Genomic DNA, 19,752 nt, shown 5'->3' on the forward strand with positions numbered 1-19,752 from the left:
AAACGTTGTATTTGTTTTTAACTTTTATTTCTAAAGCCAAATCAAAGATTCGGCGGTATTCGATTACCCAACTTAACCACCAAATACTTACAAACGCCAATTGCTTTATACTAGCGTGTTATGGCTTTTATTTATATTTTCTCAAGATTTCTTCAGTTTGTAAAAGCAAGGATCCAAATTCTTTATTAAACTGGTAGAAAATCAGATAACTTATTGATTTAATTGCCCCACTTATTCTAAAAGTCAAACCCGCTATTCTTTCAGATTCTTTCTGACGCACTTCGTCATTGCTAAGTTTGTAACAGCTTTTAAAAGCAAAAACTCCACCGTGAACGAAAGAGGATAGGTCAGAATACTCAATAATCATCTTTGATAATAATTGTTCGTTTTTTTCCTCACTTTCTAAAACTTCTGTCAGGTATGCAATAATATTCTTAATTGATATTTGTCTTGAAAATTCTTCGATTTCTTTTTTCGTATATTTCTTAAGGTGAGGGAACTTCTCGCACAATTCAGACCACATTTCATTAATTGTTTGATTATCTATTCCATTAATTTTATTTACAGCATTAATAGATTTTGAAAAACTTAAATGTTCTGAAATTTCAAGTATTGTTAGGTAATACTCAGATTGTTTGTCTGATTTTTCTTTTAAATATTTAAAGCAGATGAATTTAAATCTTAGAAAGTGTTCAATTAAAGAGCGAAAAAGTATGTTTGCACTATAAATATCATCATTTTCAAGACAGTCCAGTATTGCGTTTTTTATAAAGTTAGAACTTGTCATGAACATTAATAATAACTCGCTAGTCTTAGGAATTTCACCTTTTGATAATTGGTTTAAAATTAGAAAATTAGTCTGTTCAAAAATCTCAAACAATTCATCGTCTAGCTCCCTTATATACTCAATCTTTGTTATTGTCTCCATGGTTAATTTTTCAAAACAATTGTTTCTTCTGAGCTACGTTAATTAGTTGCCCATAACTAGTTTATATCACCACATCATACCCGATACAAATTCTAAATCTTACGCTACCTGTACTAAGGTGCCGATGTATTCTTATATTCTTGCTCGCTTTCCGCCTCATATCGCTCACATTTATCCCTGGTCAGGGAGGCGGCTATTCCGATTAGCACTACTAAAATAGAATTTTTAGTTTAATAAGCAGTGTTATGTGTAGTCTGTTTTGTGGATGAAAGAAAAGACGAGCCGCGCATGTATAATTCTTTATATTGCGTTTTACGATATGGTTGATACTAATGCCAATTATTGAACCATAGCTGCTCATTCCATTATTATTCTATTTTCTTGCCAGTTATTTTTTGTCCAAGTTGATAGAGGATTAGGTTGTTCGTTTCACCTTTCTTTTGTTGAAAAGTGATTTGCGCTTTAACAGTAGTCAAGAAAAAAGAGGAATCATTTTCTGCATACATCTCAAATCGCTGTTGTCCGGTAACCTGTCCATATAATTGTGTTCCCTCTTTAGTGATAGTTAATCTGAGGTTGGGTTGTAGCTCATAAACTCCAAGGTATTGTTTAAGTAGCGACTCAGGCAATATGATGGCATCGCTTTTAAATTTTCTGGCAGTTAATCCACCATCAGGATCCATTATATATAAGCCAATTTCGGTAATGTCATCAGCATAGGTTGAAGAATTGGTTAGCAGAACAATGCCCTTGCCGGTTTCCTTATTAAATCCAACAAAAGAGCAATATCCTCCGGTTCTGCCGTTATGCCAGATTATATCCTGATTCTCATCTTTTTTGACGTGCCACGCCATTGCCACAGACATATTACCTGCTTTATTGTGTCTGATTTGGTGAGATAAGCTCATCGCTTCAGTAAGTGGTGTATTCGTATATCCTAAATTGGCAGAAATAAACTTGGCCATGTCAGCAGCTGAGCTCCTGATAGCACCAGCACCAGCAAGTGTTGGTAAATCCCAATTTTCAACCACCTCTCCATTACTATGCCCAGGTGCCAGGTTTTCTTTCATACGCGAGGTGAAAACAATCCTGGTATCCGCCATTTGTAGTGGGGTAGCGATGGTTTGTACCATTAAATCCTCGTATGTTGTATTCTGGTTCAATGCTAATAGATGCCCCAGCAATCCTTGACCAATATTTGAATATTCATAAGTAGAGCCGACTGGGTGTTTTGGGTGATAATTCGAGATAAACTCATACATCTGCTCAACAGAATAGTCTGCAAAAGGATTGTTTGGATTGGTGGGGTTGAAGTTAGAAGGCATCCTTGGAAGGCCGGATGTATGATCTGTAAGATTTCCAACTGTAATTTCAATATCGTCTACAACCGGAATTTTTTGTCTGTTGGGTAGTAAGGCACTGATTTCCTGGTCTAGTTGTATATCACCATCCAATACTTGCTGAGCCAGAAGTATTCCGGTGAACGCTTTTGTGATGGATCCAATCTCGTAAATGGTATGCTCATTTACTTCTGTGCCATCAGAAGTGGTTTTGCCAAAGTTCATATAATGAATCCCTGATGAATCAATTAGAGCCATTGCAATCCCTGGAGTCAGTCCTTGCGTTATGCCTTTTTTAATTATTTCAACTACTTCAGTAGGTAGGCTTATTTTGTCCTCACTTTTTGAAATTTTCGTGCACTGAACACAGGCGAATGCTGCAAGCAGGAATAGGATGTAAAGGGAATGTTTATTCATATCAGGAGACTTTTGATATTTGAGTTTTAGATTTGTTGGACTTTTCTTCCAGACTTTTTTACAGGGATAACTTATTTCCGCGCTTAATATACCGAATAAAGATTAAAAAATTTTAATTGCCTGTTTAATATGTTATATCAAAGATTCAACAGTGTATGAGTGATTATAACTTTTTGCGAAAAAAGAGCCGACCCAGGCAGGCCGACTCTTTCTCAATAGACTAAAGGTTTAAATTAATAAATAGGACGTATATATATACTTGGTTTAGATGCGTTCCACACACATGGCAATGCCCATGCCACCACCAATACATAGCGTTGCAAGACCTTTGCTCACTTCACGTTTCTTCATTTCGTGTACCAGTGTTGTTAAAATACGGGTACCGCTTGCTCCAATGGGGTGTCCAATGGCGATAGCACCACCGTTAACGTTGGTGATCTCAGGATTCAATTCCAGCTCCTTCATAACGGCCAGGGACTGGGCAGCAAAGGCCTCATTGGCTTCAATCAGCTCCAGTTCGTCTTTGCTCCACTGTGCTTTGTCTAATGCTTTGCGCACAGCTTCAACCGGTCCGATACCCATTATTGAAGGCTCGGTACCATGCCAGGCGTACGATACGATTTTAGCCATTGGCTTCAATCCGTATTTCTCAACTGCTTCTTTGCTGGCCACTATAACGGCAGCTGCTCCATCGTTAATGCCCGAAGCGTTGGCAGCTGTTACAGTGCCTTCTTTTGTAAAGGCCGGGCGCAATTTAGCCAATGAGTCAGCTGTTACGCCAAAGCGCACAAACTCATCCTTATCAAAGATGATTGGGTCCTTTTTGCGCTGAGGAATCTCCATAGGCACTATCTCGTCGGCAAAGCGATTGGTATTGATAGCCTGTTCAGCCTTATTCTGTGAATGTGCAGCAAAGGCATCCTGCTCTTCACGAGTCAGATTGTATTTATTGGCCAGATTTTCGGCGGTAATACCCATGTGGTAGTTGTTAAACACATCGGTTAAGCCGTCAGCAATCATTGAGTCTACCAAAGTGCCATCACCCATGCGGTAACCGGTACGTGCTTTAGGCAGCAGGTAAGGAGCTTGTGACATATTTTCGGCACCACCGGCAATAATTAGCTCAGCATCACCTGCTTTGATTGCCTGAGCCGCTAAAGCAACGGTACGAAGACCCGAGCCACATACCATGTTAATGGTCAAAGCTGTTTTTTCTTTAGGGATACCAGCCTGCATAGTAATCTGGCGTGCTACGTTCTGTCCGTGTCCGGCCTGCAGCACGCTACCCATAATTACTTCATCCACTTGGCTGCCTTCCAGTTTGTTACGTTCCAAAAGTGATTTAACAACAGTGGCACCCATCTGAGCTGGTGATACATTAGCCAGTGTTCCGCCAAAATTTCCTACAGCTGTGCGGGCAGCGTCAATGATATAGATTTCTTTCATGATTAATATTTTAGTTCGAAGTCCGACTTTCAGAGTCCGAAGGTTTTTACTTTATTGTTCCCTCTTCGCCTTTCAGGCACTTCCCCAAGGGGAAGATGTTGTAAGAGCTTGAGGATTTCTTCTTTAGGCTTTTAGTCATCATGTAAATAGCTATCAGCTATTTCGTTCCACCATCTTTTCCACAATAAAAGAAGCTACGTTCTCAGGATATGTACCTCGGCCAAAGCCCACATCGTAGCCCAGCTCAAGCGCCAGTTTGTTACTGATGCGCGGACCGCCGGCACATACAATCAGCTTAGAGCGCAAGCCTTCTGCCTCTAGTAGTTCAATCAGGTCGGTCATATTCTGGATGTGTACTTCCTTTTGGGTCACTACCTGCGATACCAGGATGGCATCGGCATTGAGCTCCATGGCTTTGCGAATCAGCTCTTCGTTGGGTACCTGTGCGCCCAGGTTATAAGCTTCCATCATTGGATAACGCTCCAGGCCGTAGTGCTGGTCAAAGCCTTTCATATTCATAATGGCATCGATACCCACCGTGTGAGCATCAGTACCGGTGCAGGCGCCCACTACCACTACTTTTCGTTTGATGTTTTCTTTGATGAAGTTATTGACCTCGTAAAAGTCCATCGACTTTTCAACTGCCTCCACCTCAATCTTGTCGTAATCGAGTTGCAGCTGTGATTTACCATACACCACAAAAAAGGAGAAGTCTTCTGACAGCGGGTTGGAGTGAACCACTTCCACCTCTTCAAAGCCCAGTTTGTGTGCATATTGTTTGGCCGCTTCATCAGCTTTGGCTGAGTGAGGCACAGGCAGGGTAAACGACAACTGCACAGCGCCGTCGTTCATTGTATCTCCATAGGGACGTATCATGTTATCCATTTCTTTACTTTTTTAATCCAAGTTCAACTTCCAAATAATCGTAAACCGGGTTAAAGTAGTTGTCTGCTTTTTCCTTCACCCCGTCAAAGCCTTTACCGCCATGCTTAGGGCGACTTACTTCGGCAAACAGTTTCTGTTCAATTGAATCAAACAGGCCTTTTTCGTTAATCTGCTCCAGGAACTCAATGGTTTCATCCAGCACGTTTTGCGCGCGCGTTTGCATAATACCATCTTTCTTGAACTCAATGTCGTTGGCAAAATCCTTGGTGTTGTTCAGGATGTAACGGGCGTTTTCAACAGCCAGGAAGCGGTCTTGCATAAATGGCGTGTGAATAGCCTCGGTGAGCATCCCCAACAGCAGAATGCCCTGGTTGGTTGACTTGGCAATGAAGTTGAACATGGCGTTCATGATGTAGCCTTTAAACACATCGCCGGTCATGTACTTGGTTGGCGGCATGTATTTCAATGGTGCTTCGGGGAATATTTCACGAGCCATCTGCGCCTGCGCCATCTCATAAAGGAAACCGTTTTCAATTTGTGGATTCATCTCAAAGGCATGGCCCAATCCCATTAGCTTGGCAGGCAGGCCAGAGTCATAGGCAAACTGCTCATTGATAAACTGAGAAGCTGTTACGGTGTAGGCCTTTTCGTAGGCATCTGAAGTGGTCAGGTAGTTATCTTCACCCGAGTTAATCACAATCTCGGCAAAGGCATTAATCATGCGCGAAAACTTCTGGTCCACAAAGGTGCGGTACATGTTAATGTCGCGGAACAGTACGCCGTACATGGAGTCGTTCAGCATCATGTCCAGCCGCTCAATGGCACCCATAGCTGCAATCTCTGGCATACACAAGCCCGAGCAGTAGTTTACCAGGCGGATGTACTTACCAATCTCATTGCCTACTTCATCCAGTGCCTTACGCATGATTTTGAAGTTCTCCTGCGTGGCATAGGTGCCGCCAAATCCTTCGGTGGTGGCGCCGTAAGGTACAAAGTCCAGCAGGCTTTGGCCGGTGGTGCGTATCACCGCGATGATATCTGCTCCCTGGCGAGCAGCCGCCTGTGCCTGCTTCACATCTTCAAAAATGTTACCGGTGGCAACAATCAGGTAGAGGAGAGGCGCGTTTTCTTTCTCTTTGTATTCGGTAACTTTAGAAGTCCGGTAAGCCACATTGCCTTTCACCCGGTGTGCGAAAGCAGCCACCAGCTCTTCAGCCTTTTGGCGAATCAGTTCCATGTCTGTCAGCTCCAGTTGCGAGATGTCCAAGCCATTAGCAATGGCCCCATTCAACTGTTCTACAGTCATATTTTTTCGCAAAAGTGCATTCACATAGTAAGTGGAAGCACCGTATTGAATGTTATCACCCAGCGCGCTCACAATGGCATTAGGTACTGGCACATCGTCGGCTGTTACGCCGTCGGCGCCCAGCATGCGCAGTGTGGCACGTTCAATGGCTACCGTGGTATGCTTTTCGATATAGTCGTTAACAGGACGGGTGATTTGCTTCGACAGCTCCCGTGCTCTGCTAATTTTATCTTTATCCAGATTTAGTTTCGATTGCGTCATTTTATTGGTCTAAATAGTCGTTAGCATAATTGATTATTTCGGTTGGCAGGCCAAGCATGCCTGCTATGGATAGTGCATCTTTTGATTGTTGCCCATCATCGGGCACTACCTCGTATTGCATAAAGGCATTGATAAGCCTTATTTTTTCATTGATGTCATCTGGTTGCTCATAGCAGTGTTGCTCATAAGCTTGCCGGTTGAGTCCTTTCATCCTGTATTTGGCAACAAGGTTAATGGCAGGCATATTGATAAAATGCGTTGAGAAGAAGCCGGTAATATTAACATGTTGCGTTACAAATTTCAGAACGGCAAATAGTATGGCTTTGGCCTCCTTGGCATTGGTGGTGCGTGCCAGTTCGTCAACAAAAATCAGGCGCTCATCACTTGCTTCAATGGCTTCTGTTAGCTGGTGTATCTCCTGCCCAAAGGAACTGAGGCCTTCCACATTGCCCGATTGCCCGTTGCCCAGCACATGAATGCTATCAAAAAGGCGTGTTGAGAAACGTTTGGCAGGTACCCTGAAACCCAACTGCGTCAGCAGTTGTAAAAATGCCAGCGTTTTAAACAATACTGTCTTACCACCCATATTAGAGCCCGAAAGCAGAATGGCGTTGCTGTCAAAAGCTGCATTTAAGGGGGTATATCCGAGTTGTTTCTGCTGATGTTTTTCCCAAAGCGGGTAATAAACACCATCAGTAAGGTCAATGCTTGAAGCTTTATAGTCAGGCTTGTTGAGCTTAAGTTGTAAACTAAAACGTGCCCGTGCCAGACTAATATCCAACAGGCAGATGGTGTCTATCGCTTGCTTAAGCGCTTCTTTGTTCTGTTTGATGGTCTCAGACAAATCAATCAGCACTTTCTTTTCCAGTTCCGATTCTTTCATTAGCAGGTTTTCCTTTGCCTGCAATGCTTCCAAATAGCTTTTGCCAAAATAGGGCTTCACTTTAATCAGGTTCGAATCGTAAAACTCGCAATTGAGATCACTCACTTCCAGTAACTCGGCGCGTTGTTTGTCAATCAGCACAAACTCACGCCCATCCATATCTATCAGATACTTTTCCTTAATCTCATGGCATTTATTGATGCGTATCGCCTCAAGCTCTTCATCCCGCAGGCGGATGGTATTTCTGACAGTTTTTAATGCATCGTCAAAGGCCGAAGACAGGTAAAAAGACTCACTCTGGTCGCTGTCTGGCATCAGTTTCTGCAGCAGTTCATTCAGTTCATACTTGAAATTCAACAGCTGCTTAGTTGTCTCATTGAGCTCGTTGTCTATAGCTCTTAACTGAAGCAGGAACTTTTTGATGAGCTGAATGTCAACGGCATCGTACTCATTTTTATCCAGGGTGTTAAGGCGATCGATACGACTCAGATGGTTTTCAACCTTGAGGGCCTGATGCTCATGCTTCTTAATAAAACTAATCAACGCATCAGTGATGAGGTGAATAGTGTCCAGCTCACTGCTTTGCGTGTAAAAATGCAGAGCCTCCTTATGTGCTTTGCCATAGGGCGTCAAGGGCCTGTACTTTTCGTAAAAGCTGTTAAACGCAGTGAACTCTATGACTTTACTGATGCACATATGGGTTAAGAATTAGTTCTGTTCGAATGCCTTTACTCATGTATAATTGCGAAAAGGCTTCCTGGGCAATATCTTTCAGTACTGCCACAAAGCCTTTTAAAACGGGACGATTGACCACCTTAATGGTGACCCGCTTTTGCAGATGTTGAAGCTGCTCGTAATTCAGAAAAATGGCAGTCAGATCATTAATGACCACTGTCTGGCAATCGCGTGGTATGCTGCTGAGCTTACCCGGTGTCAGGGCCCCTTCAACAACAAATGCATCATCATCTTGAGAGGCCAGTTCAAAGTCAGCAGATATTGATAGCAGTTGCATTTGTTCCAGTGTTTTTTTCATATTACGACGGTCGATATTAACCACATAATAGAAACCACTATTGGCAATTGCGCTCACTGGTGTCAGGCGGCTGGCTGCTCCGTCAATGACGATAGAGCGGTAGTTAAGTTCCAGTCTGATAAAATCAATCAGATGCTTCAGCTGCTCATTGTATTCCGGGCCAACCAGTTCGATGGTGCCGCTTCGCAGTGTTTTGGCAACCACCAATTGGCCCAGAGGTGTTTTAATCTGAAAAGCCTTCTCAACTTTAAACAATCCTGAACTTTTACGCAACATGGGGTAGCTGGTAATGAACACGTCACCAGGCTCTGTTTTTATCAATGGCTTGTCACGGCCATCAATCTGGTCATGACTTTCGCCATCAATGCCAATGGTTGCAAAGGCAGGAGCTTCCACTTTCCTGATTTGGTTAAGGGCCCAATTCATAAAAGTGGTTTTACCTGCGTTTTTGCGATTACCCATCACAAAGCTGGTGGTGTTAATAAAGCGATATGTTGCGTTAGTTGTGTTCATTTTGTTGTTTAGGAACTTATTAAATCTCCCTAATGCTAAGCTTCAATCATTATTGTTTATTTGCTACTGCCTGCTGCCTGGCAAACTTCTGCCTCGTTTAATGCTTCCCGTTTCCATTGGTGCGCGATTCGCGGCGTAACGATTGTGGAATGATGGTACCACCTTCGTTCAGCAGTTTGGCCACACCGTCTTTGGCTACTAAGGACTCGTCGCTGCAGAATGTACAATCTGATGCTTTGTGCCCCTGGTAATCTGATGGTTGGGTGTAGCTGGTTATCATACCTTCATAATTACGAAGTACCACGCGCTTCTCCGTTTGCGAAATCAGGTAATCAGGCATCACCGGAATCTTACCACCGCCACCTGGTGCATCCACAACAAAGGTGGGCACGGCCATTCCTGTTGTATGTCCTCTGAGGTTCTCAATGATTTCGATACCTTTTGAAATGGTGGTTCTGAAGTGAGAAATACCCTCTGACAAGTCGCACTGATAGATATAGTAAGGCTTAACACGGATGCGCAGCAAGTCGTGCATCATAGCTTTCATAATGTTAGAGCAGTCGTTAATCCCTTTCAGTAATACCGACTGGTTGCCCATCTGAACACCGGCATTAGCCAATTTTTCGCATGCCAGACGTGCCTCTTCTGTAATTTCTTTAGGATGGTTAAAGTGCGTATTCACATACACCGGATGGTGTTTTTTTATGATATCGCACAAATCATCGGTGATGCGCTGTGGCAATACCACCGGCATGCGGCTGCCTATGCGAATAATCTCCACATGGTCAATCTTGCGCAGCTCGGTAAGGATATAATCAATGCGGCTATCACTCAGAATCAGCGGGTCGCCACCAGAAATGACGATATCACGTATCTCAGGCGTTTTAGCAATGTATTCAAATGCTTTTTCCAGATGGCCACGGGCCATGTCTTCATCTGTTTCGCCCACAATGCGCCGGCGTGTACAATGGCGGCAATACATTGAACACTCATGTGTCACCAGCAGAAGGGCTCTGTCAGGGTAGCGGTGTGTTAAACCCGGAACAGGTGAATCCACGTCCTCGTGTAATGGGTCACTTAAGTCCGACTCATCAATGTGTAATTCTTGTAAAATTGGCACCGCCATCTTGCGCACCGGGCAATTCACATCCTCTTTGCTCATCAGAGCCGCATAGTAAGGCGTGATGGCCATTTTAAACTTCTTAAGGGTTTTGGCCAGGTGTTCATGCTCTTCATCGCTCAATGGCAATACCTTCTCCAGGCTGGGAACGTCACGAATAGCGTTACGCATTTGCCATTTCCAGTTGTTCCAGTCCTCCTCCTTCACATCTTTAAAAAGAGGGATACTCTTATAGTCAACGTTTGAATATTGTCGTTTCATTTATGTAGATTTTTTGTTGTCGGTGATTGGTGTTTTGTGCACGGATTACTGTGCACTATTTATGTATATAGTTCTTCGTATAATTTTCTTATTTTCTCACTCTTCCGCAGGATATCAATCGACATATCCGCATGTCCCATAGCATAACCGTTGCCAATCAGCATATCCACATCTTTGCCAACTCCTTCAGCTCCCAAAGCTGCTTTGGTAAAGGAGGTTGCCATACTGAAGAAATAAACTGTTCCACGATCTTTACACATAAGAATAGAGCCCATTTCAGTGTTGGTGATGTTGACGTTGTTGATAACCACATCGGCCAGTTGCCCATTTGTTAGCTTGTCAATGGTTTCGTAGCACTGAAGCGCATCGGTCGCATTCAGTTTAATGGCGTGATGACAAACTTCTACCTGTTTCAGGCGCTCAATGTTTTCATCGCTGTAATCGGCACCAATGACCATTCCATTCTCTCCAACCAGTTCTTTGGCAACAGCGCAACACAGGATGCCCGACTTACCGCCGGCTCCAAGCACTACCACTGTGTCGCCTTTTTTCACCAGGCGTTCGGTTTGAGCAGGAGCACCACAAACATCCAAAACAGCCAAGGCGAGTGTTTCAGATAGGTCAGTGGGCAGTTTGGCATAGATGCCACTTTCAAACAAGATGGCTTTTCCTTTGATCTTCACCTGGTCAATTTCTGGTTTAATGTCCAGTATTTCTTCAATATGCAATGGCGTCAGCGATAACGATACCAGCGTTGCAATGCGATCACCTTTTTGCAGGTTAATCTTTCCTTCCAGTGCGCTGCCAACCTTCTCAATGGAACCAATCAGCATACCTCCCGAACCAGTCACCGGATTCTTCATCTTGCCCTGTTTGGCAACAATATCCAAAATGATGGATTTAATTTCTTCAATATTCCCTTTTGCCTGCTCTTTAATCTGTGTAAAACTGGCCGAGTCGATATTTAATACGTCAACATCGATGAGTATCTCGTTGTCATATATCTCACTCATGTTGTTATCAACAACAGTAGCTGGTTGTGGCAAAACTCCTTTTGGTTCTATTACCCTGTGTGTCCCGTATTTATTTCCCGTCTTCATTTTTATCGTAGATAAAAAGGCTAATAGCCATCAGCTAACAGCTATTAGCCTTTGTTCTTGTACCATTAAAAATCTTGATTCTTACGTTTTTTATATGCCTTTCAACTGCAACATCTCACGCACATCGGCTGGTGTTGCTATTTCATAGCCGGCGTCACGCGAAAGTTTGGCAGTGCGTTCTACCAGTTGTGCGTTACTATCGGCCAACACCCCTTTTGAGTAATATACATTGTCTTCAAATCCAACGCGGATAAAGCCATTGCCTATGGCAAATGCACCGTAGTGAGCAGGAACGCATGCGCGTCCTACGCCCATAACTGTCCAGTGCGCACCTTCAGGAATACGGCTCACCAGCAGATTCAATAACTCTATGTCGTAAGGAATGGCAGCTGGCACGTTCATCACAAAACCATAGTGGTATGGTGGTTTTAGCAAACCTTCCTTAATCAGGATATCGGCTGCTGCCACATGCGAAATATCAAAGCATTCTAATGTTGGACGAACATTATATTTAATCATTTCTTTGGCAAAGCGACGCATGGTTGGCAAGGTATTCACGATGTAGTCGTCACCAAAGTTAACTGTCCCACAGTCAAGCGATGCCATCTCAGGCTGCAGCTCTTCTATAACGGCTACACGCTCATCGTCCGTCATGCCAACAGCACCACCAGTAGTAATTTCAATCACGATGTCGCAACGTTCACGGATCAGGCGGATGGCTTCTTTAAATACCTTTGGATCTTGTGTTGGTCCGCCATTCTCGTCGCGTACATGCAGGTGAACAATTGAAGCACCTGCTTTATAGGCGTCATAGGTAGCATCAGCTATTTCAAGCGGTGTTAATGGTAAGTTGGGATTGTGCTCGCGAGTGGTTTCCGCTCCACAAACTGCACAGGTGATTATCATTTTTTTCATTTTTCTTTTTTTAGTAGTTACTGATTGTTAAGGTTTAATTGTTGAAGAAGGGTTTATCCGCGGCCAATGATTACGCCTGAAGGATCTACTTTTTCACGCAGTATGCGCAGCTCCTCGGCACTTGGCTCAACAGTTGTTTCATAGTTCTCTGGAATGATGATGTCAAATTCAGCGTTGGCTTTCACATCTTCCAGTGTTTTACCAGGGTGCAGTGATAGCAGCATCATGGCCTTCGACTCCTCGTGATAACCATAAACACCTATATCGGTAATCACCTTGTAAGGTCCGGTATTGGCTGGTAAACCTGCCTCTACACGTGAGGTGCCACCTTCCAAGAATCCCGGAGTGGTGATAAAATCCACTTTATTGGCAAATCGTTTTTGGTTTTGGGGAGTCACCACCATGGTTCTCCAGCAGAGAGAAGCGAGGTCATTAGCGCCACCACTTCCCGGGAATCGTGTTTTTGGTTTATTGTAGTCATCTCCAATCATCGTGGAGTTCAGGTTACCGTATTTATCAATCTGGGCACCGCCTAAGAAGCAGTAATCCACTACGCCGGCCTGACAAAGTTCCATGATCTCAGCCATTGATGTGGCTTTAAGGCCTTTGTGAGTGGTGCGTGAGTCGCCTACCGAGATGGGCATGGTTGGTAAAAGAGGAGCAATGCCACCTGCTTCAAACATGATGGTGAGGTTCGGTGATTGGGTCATTTGCGCCAACATGGCTGCCGCCACAGGAACACCGGTACCTACCACTACCATTGCACCGTCTTCAAGGTTACGGGCTGCAACGGTTATCATTAACTCCATTGGATTATATGTTGTTTCCATTTTGTCTTGGTTTATGAGGGTTAGTACAAATGTTCGGCTTGCATCAGTTGCTTCATCTTGTTCATGCCGCCGTTTTTCTCCAGATACTCATAGAAATCCTTTGACGACAGGATGTGGTGGCCAACAAACTCTTCCAGCTGCATCTCGTCTTTCTCAGCTACTAACCAGTCTTTCAGGTGTTCTTCATCAGAGAAATACTCACCCGGCATATTACCTGGATAGGAACCAAATGGCATTTCAATCACGGCATCCACGCACCAGTATGGAATCACTGTTTTACCTGGTTCGCGGCGTATTTCTTCATTAGAGATGATTTTCTCGGTGGTTACAATGACACGCTTAGATGCTTTGGCGATGTCGTCATCAGCCACCAGGATGCCATCAATCTGGCAGTTGCCGTATACATCAGCGCGATGTACGTGTAAGATGGCTACATCAGGGTACAGAGCTGGTAAAGCAGCCAGTTTCTGACCTGTAAACGGACATTCTACCTCTTTGGCTGCAGAGTGCTTAAATGTGTCAGTGCCCAGCATGACGCGCGATGGGAGATAAGGTAAACCCATGGCGGCCGCTTTAAAGCGCCACGAGAGTGCACCATTGGACCATTCGGTAACTTTTACATTGCCGGACTCAAACATGCGTCGTGAGTTCTTGGATAAGCCCCTGGCTTCCAGTCCGACTATGTAAGCTGCATCGCAACGGTTAAAGGACTTACCGGCACTAAGCAGCTGACAATCGTGTGTGGATACGTGTCCTGCAAAGCCCAGGTTTTTCTTTTCCTTACGGATGATTTCATGGATGAGAGCTGTTGGGATACGTACCCCGCCAAAACCACCGATGGCCAGATAATCACCATCATTTACATAGGTATCAATGGCTTCAGCAACAGTGGTAAGCTTATTCTTCATCTGCTTTTTCTTGTTGCGCAGAAAGCCTCTCATTTCATCGGCATTGGGCGACATAAACAGCTCGCCAATACCAGTATTTAATTTTGTATCGTTCATTGTTTTTCTTTTTAAGCTGTTAGCATTTTGCATGGTGCTTATTAATGTTTCCCTCAGATTTCGCTGATTTTCACAGATTTTTTCAGCGTCATTCTGCGCCATCTGCGGGCGAAAATCAAGTATTAATACTTTTCGGTTAGGTATTGCAATGCTTCTTCAATGGACTTCACGGTGTAATCCAGATCCTCCTGGGTATGACGGTGGCAGATGTAACCGTGGTGATAAGGCTGAAGGAATACGCCTCGGCGAATCAGCTGCGTATAGAAATCGTTACGTTTCTTCTTATAGCTGCCGTCTTCGTTTTTATCGAAGGTGATGAACATCATTGGTGCAATACCACTGATGCGTGCGCCAACAGGATATTTCTTCAACAGGGCGTCAATCTTGTTATTGAACTCTTCGCCTTTTTCCCAGATTTTATCCAGTACTTTATCGCGCTCCAGGATTTCAATTGTTTTTAATGCAGCCACATAGCTTAAGCTGTTTGGGAAGAAGGTTGACGAAATAAATACATTAGACTCGCCTTCTTTCATGATTTCGGCCTTGCCGGTAACAGCGCCGATAGGATAGCCGTTAGCCATGGCTTTACCAAATACAGCCAAATCAGGTGTTACTTTATAAAGTTTTTGAGCACCACCAATGCTGGCTCTGAAGCCGGTACGAATTTCATCGAAGATAAGTACTACACCATATTGCTTACACAATTCTTTTACGCCTTCCAGAAATCCTTCTTTTGGTTCTGTAATAGGAGCTGCCAATGGGTGGCCCAGTGGAGTTATAATTACTGCTGCTGTATCGTTACCGTGCTCTTTTAGCAGGTTCTCTAAAGACTCCAGGTTGTTATATCTGAACTCAAATACATCTTCGTAAAGCTTTTCAGGAACACCACCTTTTACTTCCACACACCAGTCGTGCCAGCCATGGTAGCCGCAGCGCATTACTTTTGTGCGCTTGGTATAAGAGCGAGCCAGGCGGATAGCTGTTGAAGTGGCATCGGAACCGGTACATACGAAGAGGCTCATTTCAGCACATGGAATCAGTTCATTCATCTTCTCAGCCAGCATGTTCTGGTATTTCTGGGTCAACGAGAAGCAGAAGCCTTTATTCTGGATTTGATCAATAACTGCATCATCCACTTCCTTTTCGCGATTGCCTAGTATCATAGGCCCATAGGCGCATAGGTAGTCGATGTATTCATTACCATCGATATCGGTAACGCGGCCACCTTTACCATGATCGAAATACACAGGGAATTCACCCTCCACAAAATTATATGGGCGACGAATACCAAGTACTCCGCCAGGAATTAAGGATTTACCTTTCTCTAATTCATTTAATGAATTTTCTAAGTGTAGCTTTTTTGCTTCCATAGCTATATTGTTTTTTTGGACTAATGCGAAATCTGACTATTCGGTGAACCAGTATGGTTAAGGATAGTATCGGTTGATGGCAGAAGAAATATTGCCATAGGAGGTGCTTTAGAAGTCAGTTACTTCTATTCTTTCATTTGAATCGTGTATGAATTTATGCACCCAAATCATTGTTGTATAGTAACGCTAGTTGTTTTTAGTGTTAAAATATACACAAAAATAAGATGAATGTTAAAATTACAACATGATAAAGCGCATGAATTTTATTAAAACATGCGCTTTTGTGTAATTTGAATTTAATCTAAATACAAGTAGTGATTACTCTTTCTTGGGTGTCCATTCCCTTATATTGATTAAATCGGGGAAAGCTTCTGGTTTATAAATGGATTTGCCACTCAGTGTGCGCAGGCATTCCTGTATGCCTTCTGGAATACTTGGGTGGGGGTAAAAGATTTTTAGTACTTCGTGCAGGCTATTGCCCTGGTTAATGAGGTGTGCTACTGATACAATAAAGGCCGATGCCTGGGGGCCGGCTGCCCGCATCCCTAAAATACGTTGCTCATCATCGTTACTGACCAGTATCTTCACAAAGCCGTTGGTGTTGCGCATGGCAATGGCCCGGTTCACCAGCTTGTTGGAATAATAGGCTGCTTTATAAGGTATTTGTCTTTGTTGCAGCATTTTTTCATTGGCGCCAACAGCAGCTACTTCGGGTTTGAAAAACATGAGTGTACTCATGTGTGAGTAGTCTAAAGGATACTGTGGGATGTCCCCAATTTTCTCAGCCGCCAGACGCCCCTGAAACTCGGCGACGCTATACAGCTGGCTGTGACCTGTAACATCACCGGCAGCATACACATGGCAGGTGCCTTTGCCATCTCTCAGCAGGCAATCATCCTGGATGGGAATGGTACCGTTCTTGTGCAATTCGATGCCTATTTTTTCGAGGTTGAGGCCTTCGGTATTAGGTACGCGCCCAATGGCCACCAGGGCCACATCTACTTCAATTACTTTACTGTGTCCATCATGATAATCAAGCACTACTTCCAGGTGCTCTGGATGCTTGCGTATATGGCGAAGCGTAGCCGTGTGGTGTATGTTTACGCCGTTGTTTTCGAGGTTACGCGACACAAAGCTGCTCACATCATCATCTTCGTAGGGTAGTACCCTGTTGGAACGGTCGAGCAGGTGCACTTCGGTTTGACCAAAGTTGGAGAAGATGGTGGCAAACTCACAACCAATAATACCCGAACCAATGATGAGCATGCGCTCCGGAAACTCTTTCAAATGCAGAATGCCGTCGGAGGTAATGATGCGCTCGCCATCAATCTGCAGACCATCATACAGGCGTGGTCGCGAACCTGTAGCAATAACAAAGTTGGTGCCTTTAATCAGCTTCGTGCCTTCCTTGCCTGTTACCTCAATATGATCGGCATCCACAAAGCTGGCCCAACCGTATTCAATGGTCAGTGCTCCTTTTTTGTTTTGCGCCGGCGAAAAGGTTTCAATCTGGCTCAGCATCTGGTACTGCTTTTCTTTGGCGGCCTGTATAACCGTTTTCTTCACCTTTTCGAAATTAACACTTAGTGAGCTGACGCGGTAGCCACGGTCGATGCGCGCTGCAATGGCATAGTCCATTGAAAGCTCATACATGGTTTTGGAAGTGAGGGCTCCATTCATGATACCGGCTCCACCCAGGTGTTTGCCTTCAACAATACATACATTTAATCCGTAATCTAAAGCGCGAATGGCGGAAGAAAATCCGGCAGGACCACTGCCAATAACTACCAGGTCGTAAGTGTTTGTCATCGTATAAAAACTTATATCCATATAAAAAAAAAGAGTCGCAATTGTTTATTGGCAACTCTTCTTTATTTATATCTCCGTCAATATTTTGTTATTCATGCGGCTCGTTAGGTGTAAACGTATCAACGTGGCGATTAATTTTTTGCCTGTATAATTCGTTTATCGTTAGTATGATACCTGTTTCCTCTACATCGCCAAAGCGGTCGTTGATGGCGGTGCCAAATGTTTTCATCGATGGCGACAGGTTCATATAAGCATTGATGAGCGGCGGTATGTTTTCGCCAAACTCTCGCACGCGTTTCGTTAATATCTTGTAATCCTCCTGGTAGTTCTGGCCACAGAAGATTTCTTTCAAATCCTGGGGTGTCAGATCAATTTCTACCGGTTTGTGTGGATACAGCAGCTTATCCGGATCGCCAAAGTACTTTTGCATGAAGCCCAGAATCAGGTCGCGTGCAAACCTGTTAAAATGGGTGTACATGGTTACCTTACCAAAGAAATACTTCATTTCGGGGTGGCTCACAATTAATGAACCTAAACCGTCCCACAGATTATCCAGCGCAAACAGGCTTTTGGTGCCCGCTTTAGACGATTGATAGGTGGGCTGCACAAACGAGCGTCCCAACTCAATCATGTATGGCAGATAATCTTTTACAAATTGTTCAGAGAAGTGAAAAAGGCGAGAGGTGGCCAGCTTCACATTGCCGTCTTTATCAACAGGTATGTCGCTGCCCAGCAGGTAACGGTAGCCGCCTAATATCTCTTTTTGTTGAGGATCCCAAACTATAAGCTGGCGATAGGGTACCTCGGCTGTATCGTAGTCGTCAATGTCGGTTGGTTTACCGGTTCCGCCACCAGCCATTCGAAAAGTGATTTCGCGCAAACGACCTACCTCGCGCATCAACGCAGGTGCCTGATGGGCAGTAAAGTCGTATATCTTGTTATCGCCTTTGTTGGTGTTACGAACAAATGTCTCCTGATTCAATTCAGCTTCCAGCTCTTCTCGCGGCACAGGAGGTATTATTTCTTTTACTCTCATTCGGTGATTTCTTACAGTAGACTACAAAATTAATTTATTTTCGCTAAGGCGTAGACTTCGTCTTTAATTTTTTGAGCCCAGTCTTTACTGGCTTTGCCCACTTCTACGTCTGAAATGTTAATTGGTTGCCCAAATGTGATGGTGATTGTTTTATTGCGTTGTAAATAAAGTTCATCCACCAGGTAAAGCATCTCAATATTGGCTTTAATGCCCAGTTTCTTACGCCAGTTGGCCAGGTTGTAGAAGCGTTTGGTGTTTTCACCCGATATGTGTACCGGTACGATATCGCGGTTGTGCGTTTTGGCCTTTTTAATGAAATTAGGTTTCCAGTCGAGGTCTTTAATAATGCCGTTTTTACCTTTGCGTGATACCAGTCCGGCCGGAAACATCAGTAATTGATTATCGCTGGCATAGGCTTCGTCAATGAGCCTGGCTGCATCGCGACTGTGACCACCGTGTTTGTTGATGGGTAAAAAAATGTCGCGCAGGTTGGTGAGGTTCATCAGTATGTCGTTGACCGGAAACTTAAGGTTTCTAAAATAACGTCCTACAGCTGCTACGAACACCATGCCGTCTAATCCTCCCAGCGGATGGTTGGCTACAAATACATAACGCCCTTCTTGGGGTATATTTTCTGCACCTTTAATCTCGTAACGCGACTGGAAATTGGCAATAATGGCTTCGGCGTATTCGATGCCATATACATCGCGTTTGTCGGCAATAAATTCGTTGATCTCTTCCTGGTGAGTGATGCGCTTCAGGTAGTTGATCAGGAATTTAGGGATGAATTTTTTAAGCCGCGGGTTTTTATCATGAAATACCTTATCGATATCAATAAACTTGTCGTCTCCTTGTCTCTTTTCCATGCTTCAATAACTAATCGAGTTCAATTTTAGGAAATATTTTAGAAAGATGCGGTAATTAGCAGGTTTTTCTGGGAGAAGATTGAATAGTGATTAGTCAATAGTCAGTGGTCAGTAGTCAGTAGTTAGGGTTTGGGGTTTGGGGTTTGGGGTTTAGGGTTGAAGAGTTGAAAGTTGAGGAGTTGAAAGTTGAATGAGCTGGATGACGGGAGATAGGCGTTTGGTGTTTAGTCTGGCATCTACGGTCTTATAAACGCAGAGTCGCAAAGACGCGGAGTTATTTTAGAGAGTAATGAGACGTGGGTTGAGGCGTGTTATTTGGTAGTTAATGGTAGCTGGTTTAGGGTTTGGGGTTTAGAGTTGAAGAGTTTAGAGTTGAGGAGTTGAAAGTTGAATGAGCTGGATGACGGGAGATGGGGGTGCGGTGTTTAG

The 19,752-nt window shown here is 43.9% G+C and carries 16 protein-coding genes; all 16 read right to left on the reverse strand.

The features are described from left to right. Positions 1 to 127 precede the first annotated feature (127 nt). The 16 genes from KDU71_RS15250 to KDU71_RS15325 all read right to left on the reverse strand — a co-directional run bounded on the left by KDU71_RS15250 (position 128) and on the right by KDU71_RS15325 (position 19,323). A complete protein-coding gene (locus KDU71_RS15250) occupies positions 128 to 928 on the reverse strand; it encodes a DUF5677 domain-containing protein (protein WP_212191955.1) in 801 nt (266 codons plus the stop codon). A gap of 368 nt (positions 929 to 1,296) precedes the next feature. After that, positions 1,297 to 2,685, reverse strand: coding sequence for a serine hydrolase (locus KDU71_RS15255; RefSeq protein ID WP_212191956.1), 1,389 nt, complete (start codon positions 2,683 to 2,685; stop codon positions 1,297 to 1,299). Positions 2,686 to 2,949: 264 nt separating this feature from the next. Next, positions 2,950 to 4,131: an acetyl-CoA C-acetyltransferase gene (locus tag KDU71_RS15260; protein WP_212191957.1), complete on the reverse strand. Its 1,182-nt coding sequence runs from the start codon at positions 4,129 to 4,131 to the stop codon at positions 2,950 to 2,952. A gap of 153 nt (positions 4,132 to 4,284) precedes the next feature. Then, positions 4,285 to 5,016, reverse strand: a complete 732-nt coding sequence (gene kamE, locus KDU71_RS15265) for a lysine 5,6-aminomutase subunit beta (RefSeq protein WP_212191958.1) — start codon at positions 5,014 to 5,016, stop codon at positions 4,285 to 4,287. 4 nt (positions 5,017 to 5,020) lie between these two features. Continuing rightward, the gene (kamD, locus tag KDU71_RS15270) at positions 5,021 to 6,583 is read right to left on the reverse strand and encodes a lysine 5,6-aminomutase subunit alpha (protein WP_212191959.1); all 1,563 of its coding nucleotides are present in this window, start codon (positions 6,581 to 6,583) and stop codon (positions 5,021 to 5,023) included. A gap of 1 nt (position 6,584) precedes the next feature. After that, on the reverse strand, positions 6,585 to 8,162 hold the full coding sequence (kamC, locus tag KDU71_RS15275; RefSeq protein ID WP_212191960.1) for a lysine 5,6-aminomutase reactivase ATPase KamC: 1,578 nt from the start codon (positions 8,160 to 8,162) through the stop codon (positions 6,585 to 6,587). After that, complete coding sequence (locus tag KDU71_RS15280) at positions 8,149 to 9,012, reverse strand: hypothetical protein (protein ID WP_212191961.1); 864 nt, start codon at positions 9,010 to 9,012, stop codon at positions 8,149 to 8,151. Before KDU71_RS15280 ends, kamC begins: the two co-directional genes overlap by 14 nt. 97 nt (positions 9,013 to 9,109) lie before the next feature. Next, positions 9,110 to 10,393 carry a lysine 2,3-aminomutase gene (gene kamA / locus KDU71_RS15285; protein ID WP_212191962.1) on the reverse strand — a complete coding sequence of 428 codons (1,284 nt, stop codon included), beginning with the start codon at positions 10,391 to 10,393 and terminating at the stop codon, positions 9,110 to 9,112. A 59-nt stretch (positions 10,394 to 10,452) separates the two neighbouring features. Beyond that, positions 10,453 to 11,493, reverse strand: coding sequence for an L-erythro-3,5-diaminohexanoate dehydrogenase (gene kdd / locus KDU71_RS15290; protein WP_212191963.1), 1,041 nt, complete (start codon positions 11,491 to 11,493; stop codon positions 10,453 to 10,455). A gap of 90 nt (positions 11,494 to 11,583) precedes the next feature. Next, complete coding sequence (kce, locus tag KDU71_RS15295; RefSeq protein ID WP_212191964.1) at positions 11,584 to 12,408, reverse strand: 3-keto-5-aminohexanoate cleavage enzyme; 825 nt, start codon at positions 12,406 to 12,408, stop codon at positions 11,584 to 11,586. Positions 12,409 to 12,461: 53 nt separating this feature from the next. Continuing rightward, positions 12,462 to 13,238, reverse strand: coding sequence for a CoA-transferase subunit beta (locus KDU71_RS15300; RefSeq protein WP_212191965.1), 777 nt, complete (start codon positions 13,236 to 13,238; stop codon positions 12,462 to 12,464). 20 nt (positions 13,239 to 13,258) lie between these two features. Continuing rightward, complete coding sequence (locus KDU71_RS15305) at positions 13,259 to 14,242, reverse strand: CoA transferase subunit A (protein WP_212191966.1); 984 nt, start codon at positions 14,240 to 14,242, stop codon at positions 13,259 to 13,261. Between the two features lie 122 nt (positions 14,243 to 14,364). Next, positions 14,365 to 15,612 carry an aspartate aminotransferase family protein gene (locus KDU71_RS15310; protein WP_212191967.1) on the reverse strand — a complete coding sequence of 416 codons (1,248 nt, stop codon included), beginning with the start codon at positions 15,610 to 15,612 and terminating at the stop codon, positions 14,365 to 14,367. 318 nt (positions 15,613 to 15,930) lie between these two features. Beyond that, positions 15,931 to 17,421 (reverse strand): dihydrolipoyl dehydrogenase family protein, encoded by a 1,491-nt coding sequence (locus KDU71_RS15315; RefSeq protein WP_212191968.1) that lies wholly within the window; start codon positions 17,419 to 17,421, stop codon positions 15,931 to 15,933. A gap of 88 nt (positions 17,422 to 17,509) precedes the next feature. Continuing rightward, positions 17,510 to 18,457 carry a GNAT family N-acetyltransferase gene (locus KDU71_RS15320; protein WP_212191969.1) on the reverse strand — a complete coding sequence of 316 codons (948 nt, stop codon included), beginning with the start codon at positions 18,455 to 18,457 and terminating at the stop codon, positions 17,510 to 17,512. A 29-nt stretch (positions 18,458 to 18,486) separates the two neighbouring features. Next, positions 18,487 to 19,323, reverse strand: coding sequence for a 1-acyl-sn-glycerol-3-phosphate acyltransferase (locus KDU71_RS15325; protein ID WP_212191970.1), 837 nt, complete (start codon positions 19,321 to 19,323; stop codon positions 18,487 to 18,489). Positions 19,324 to 19,752 lie beyond the last annotated feature (429 nt).

This window comes from Carboxylicivirga sediminis (assembly GCF_018156225.1).
In the GTDB taxonomy this organism is placed as follows: domain Bacteria; phylum Bacteroidota; class Bacteroidia; order Bacteroidales; family Marinilabiliaceae; genus Carboxylicivirga; species Carboxylicivirga sediminis.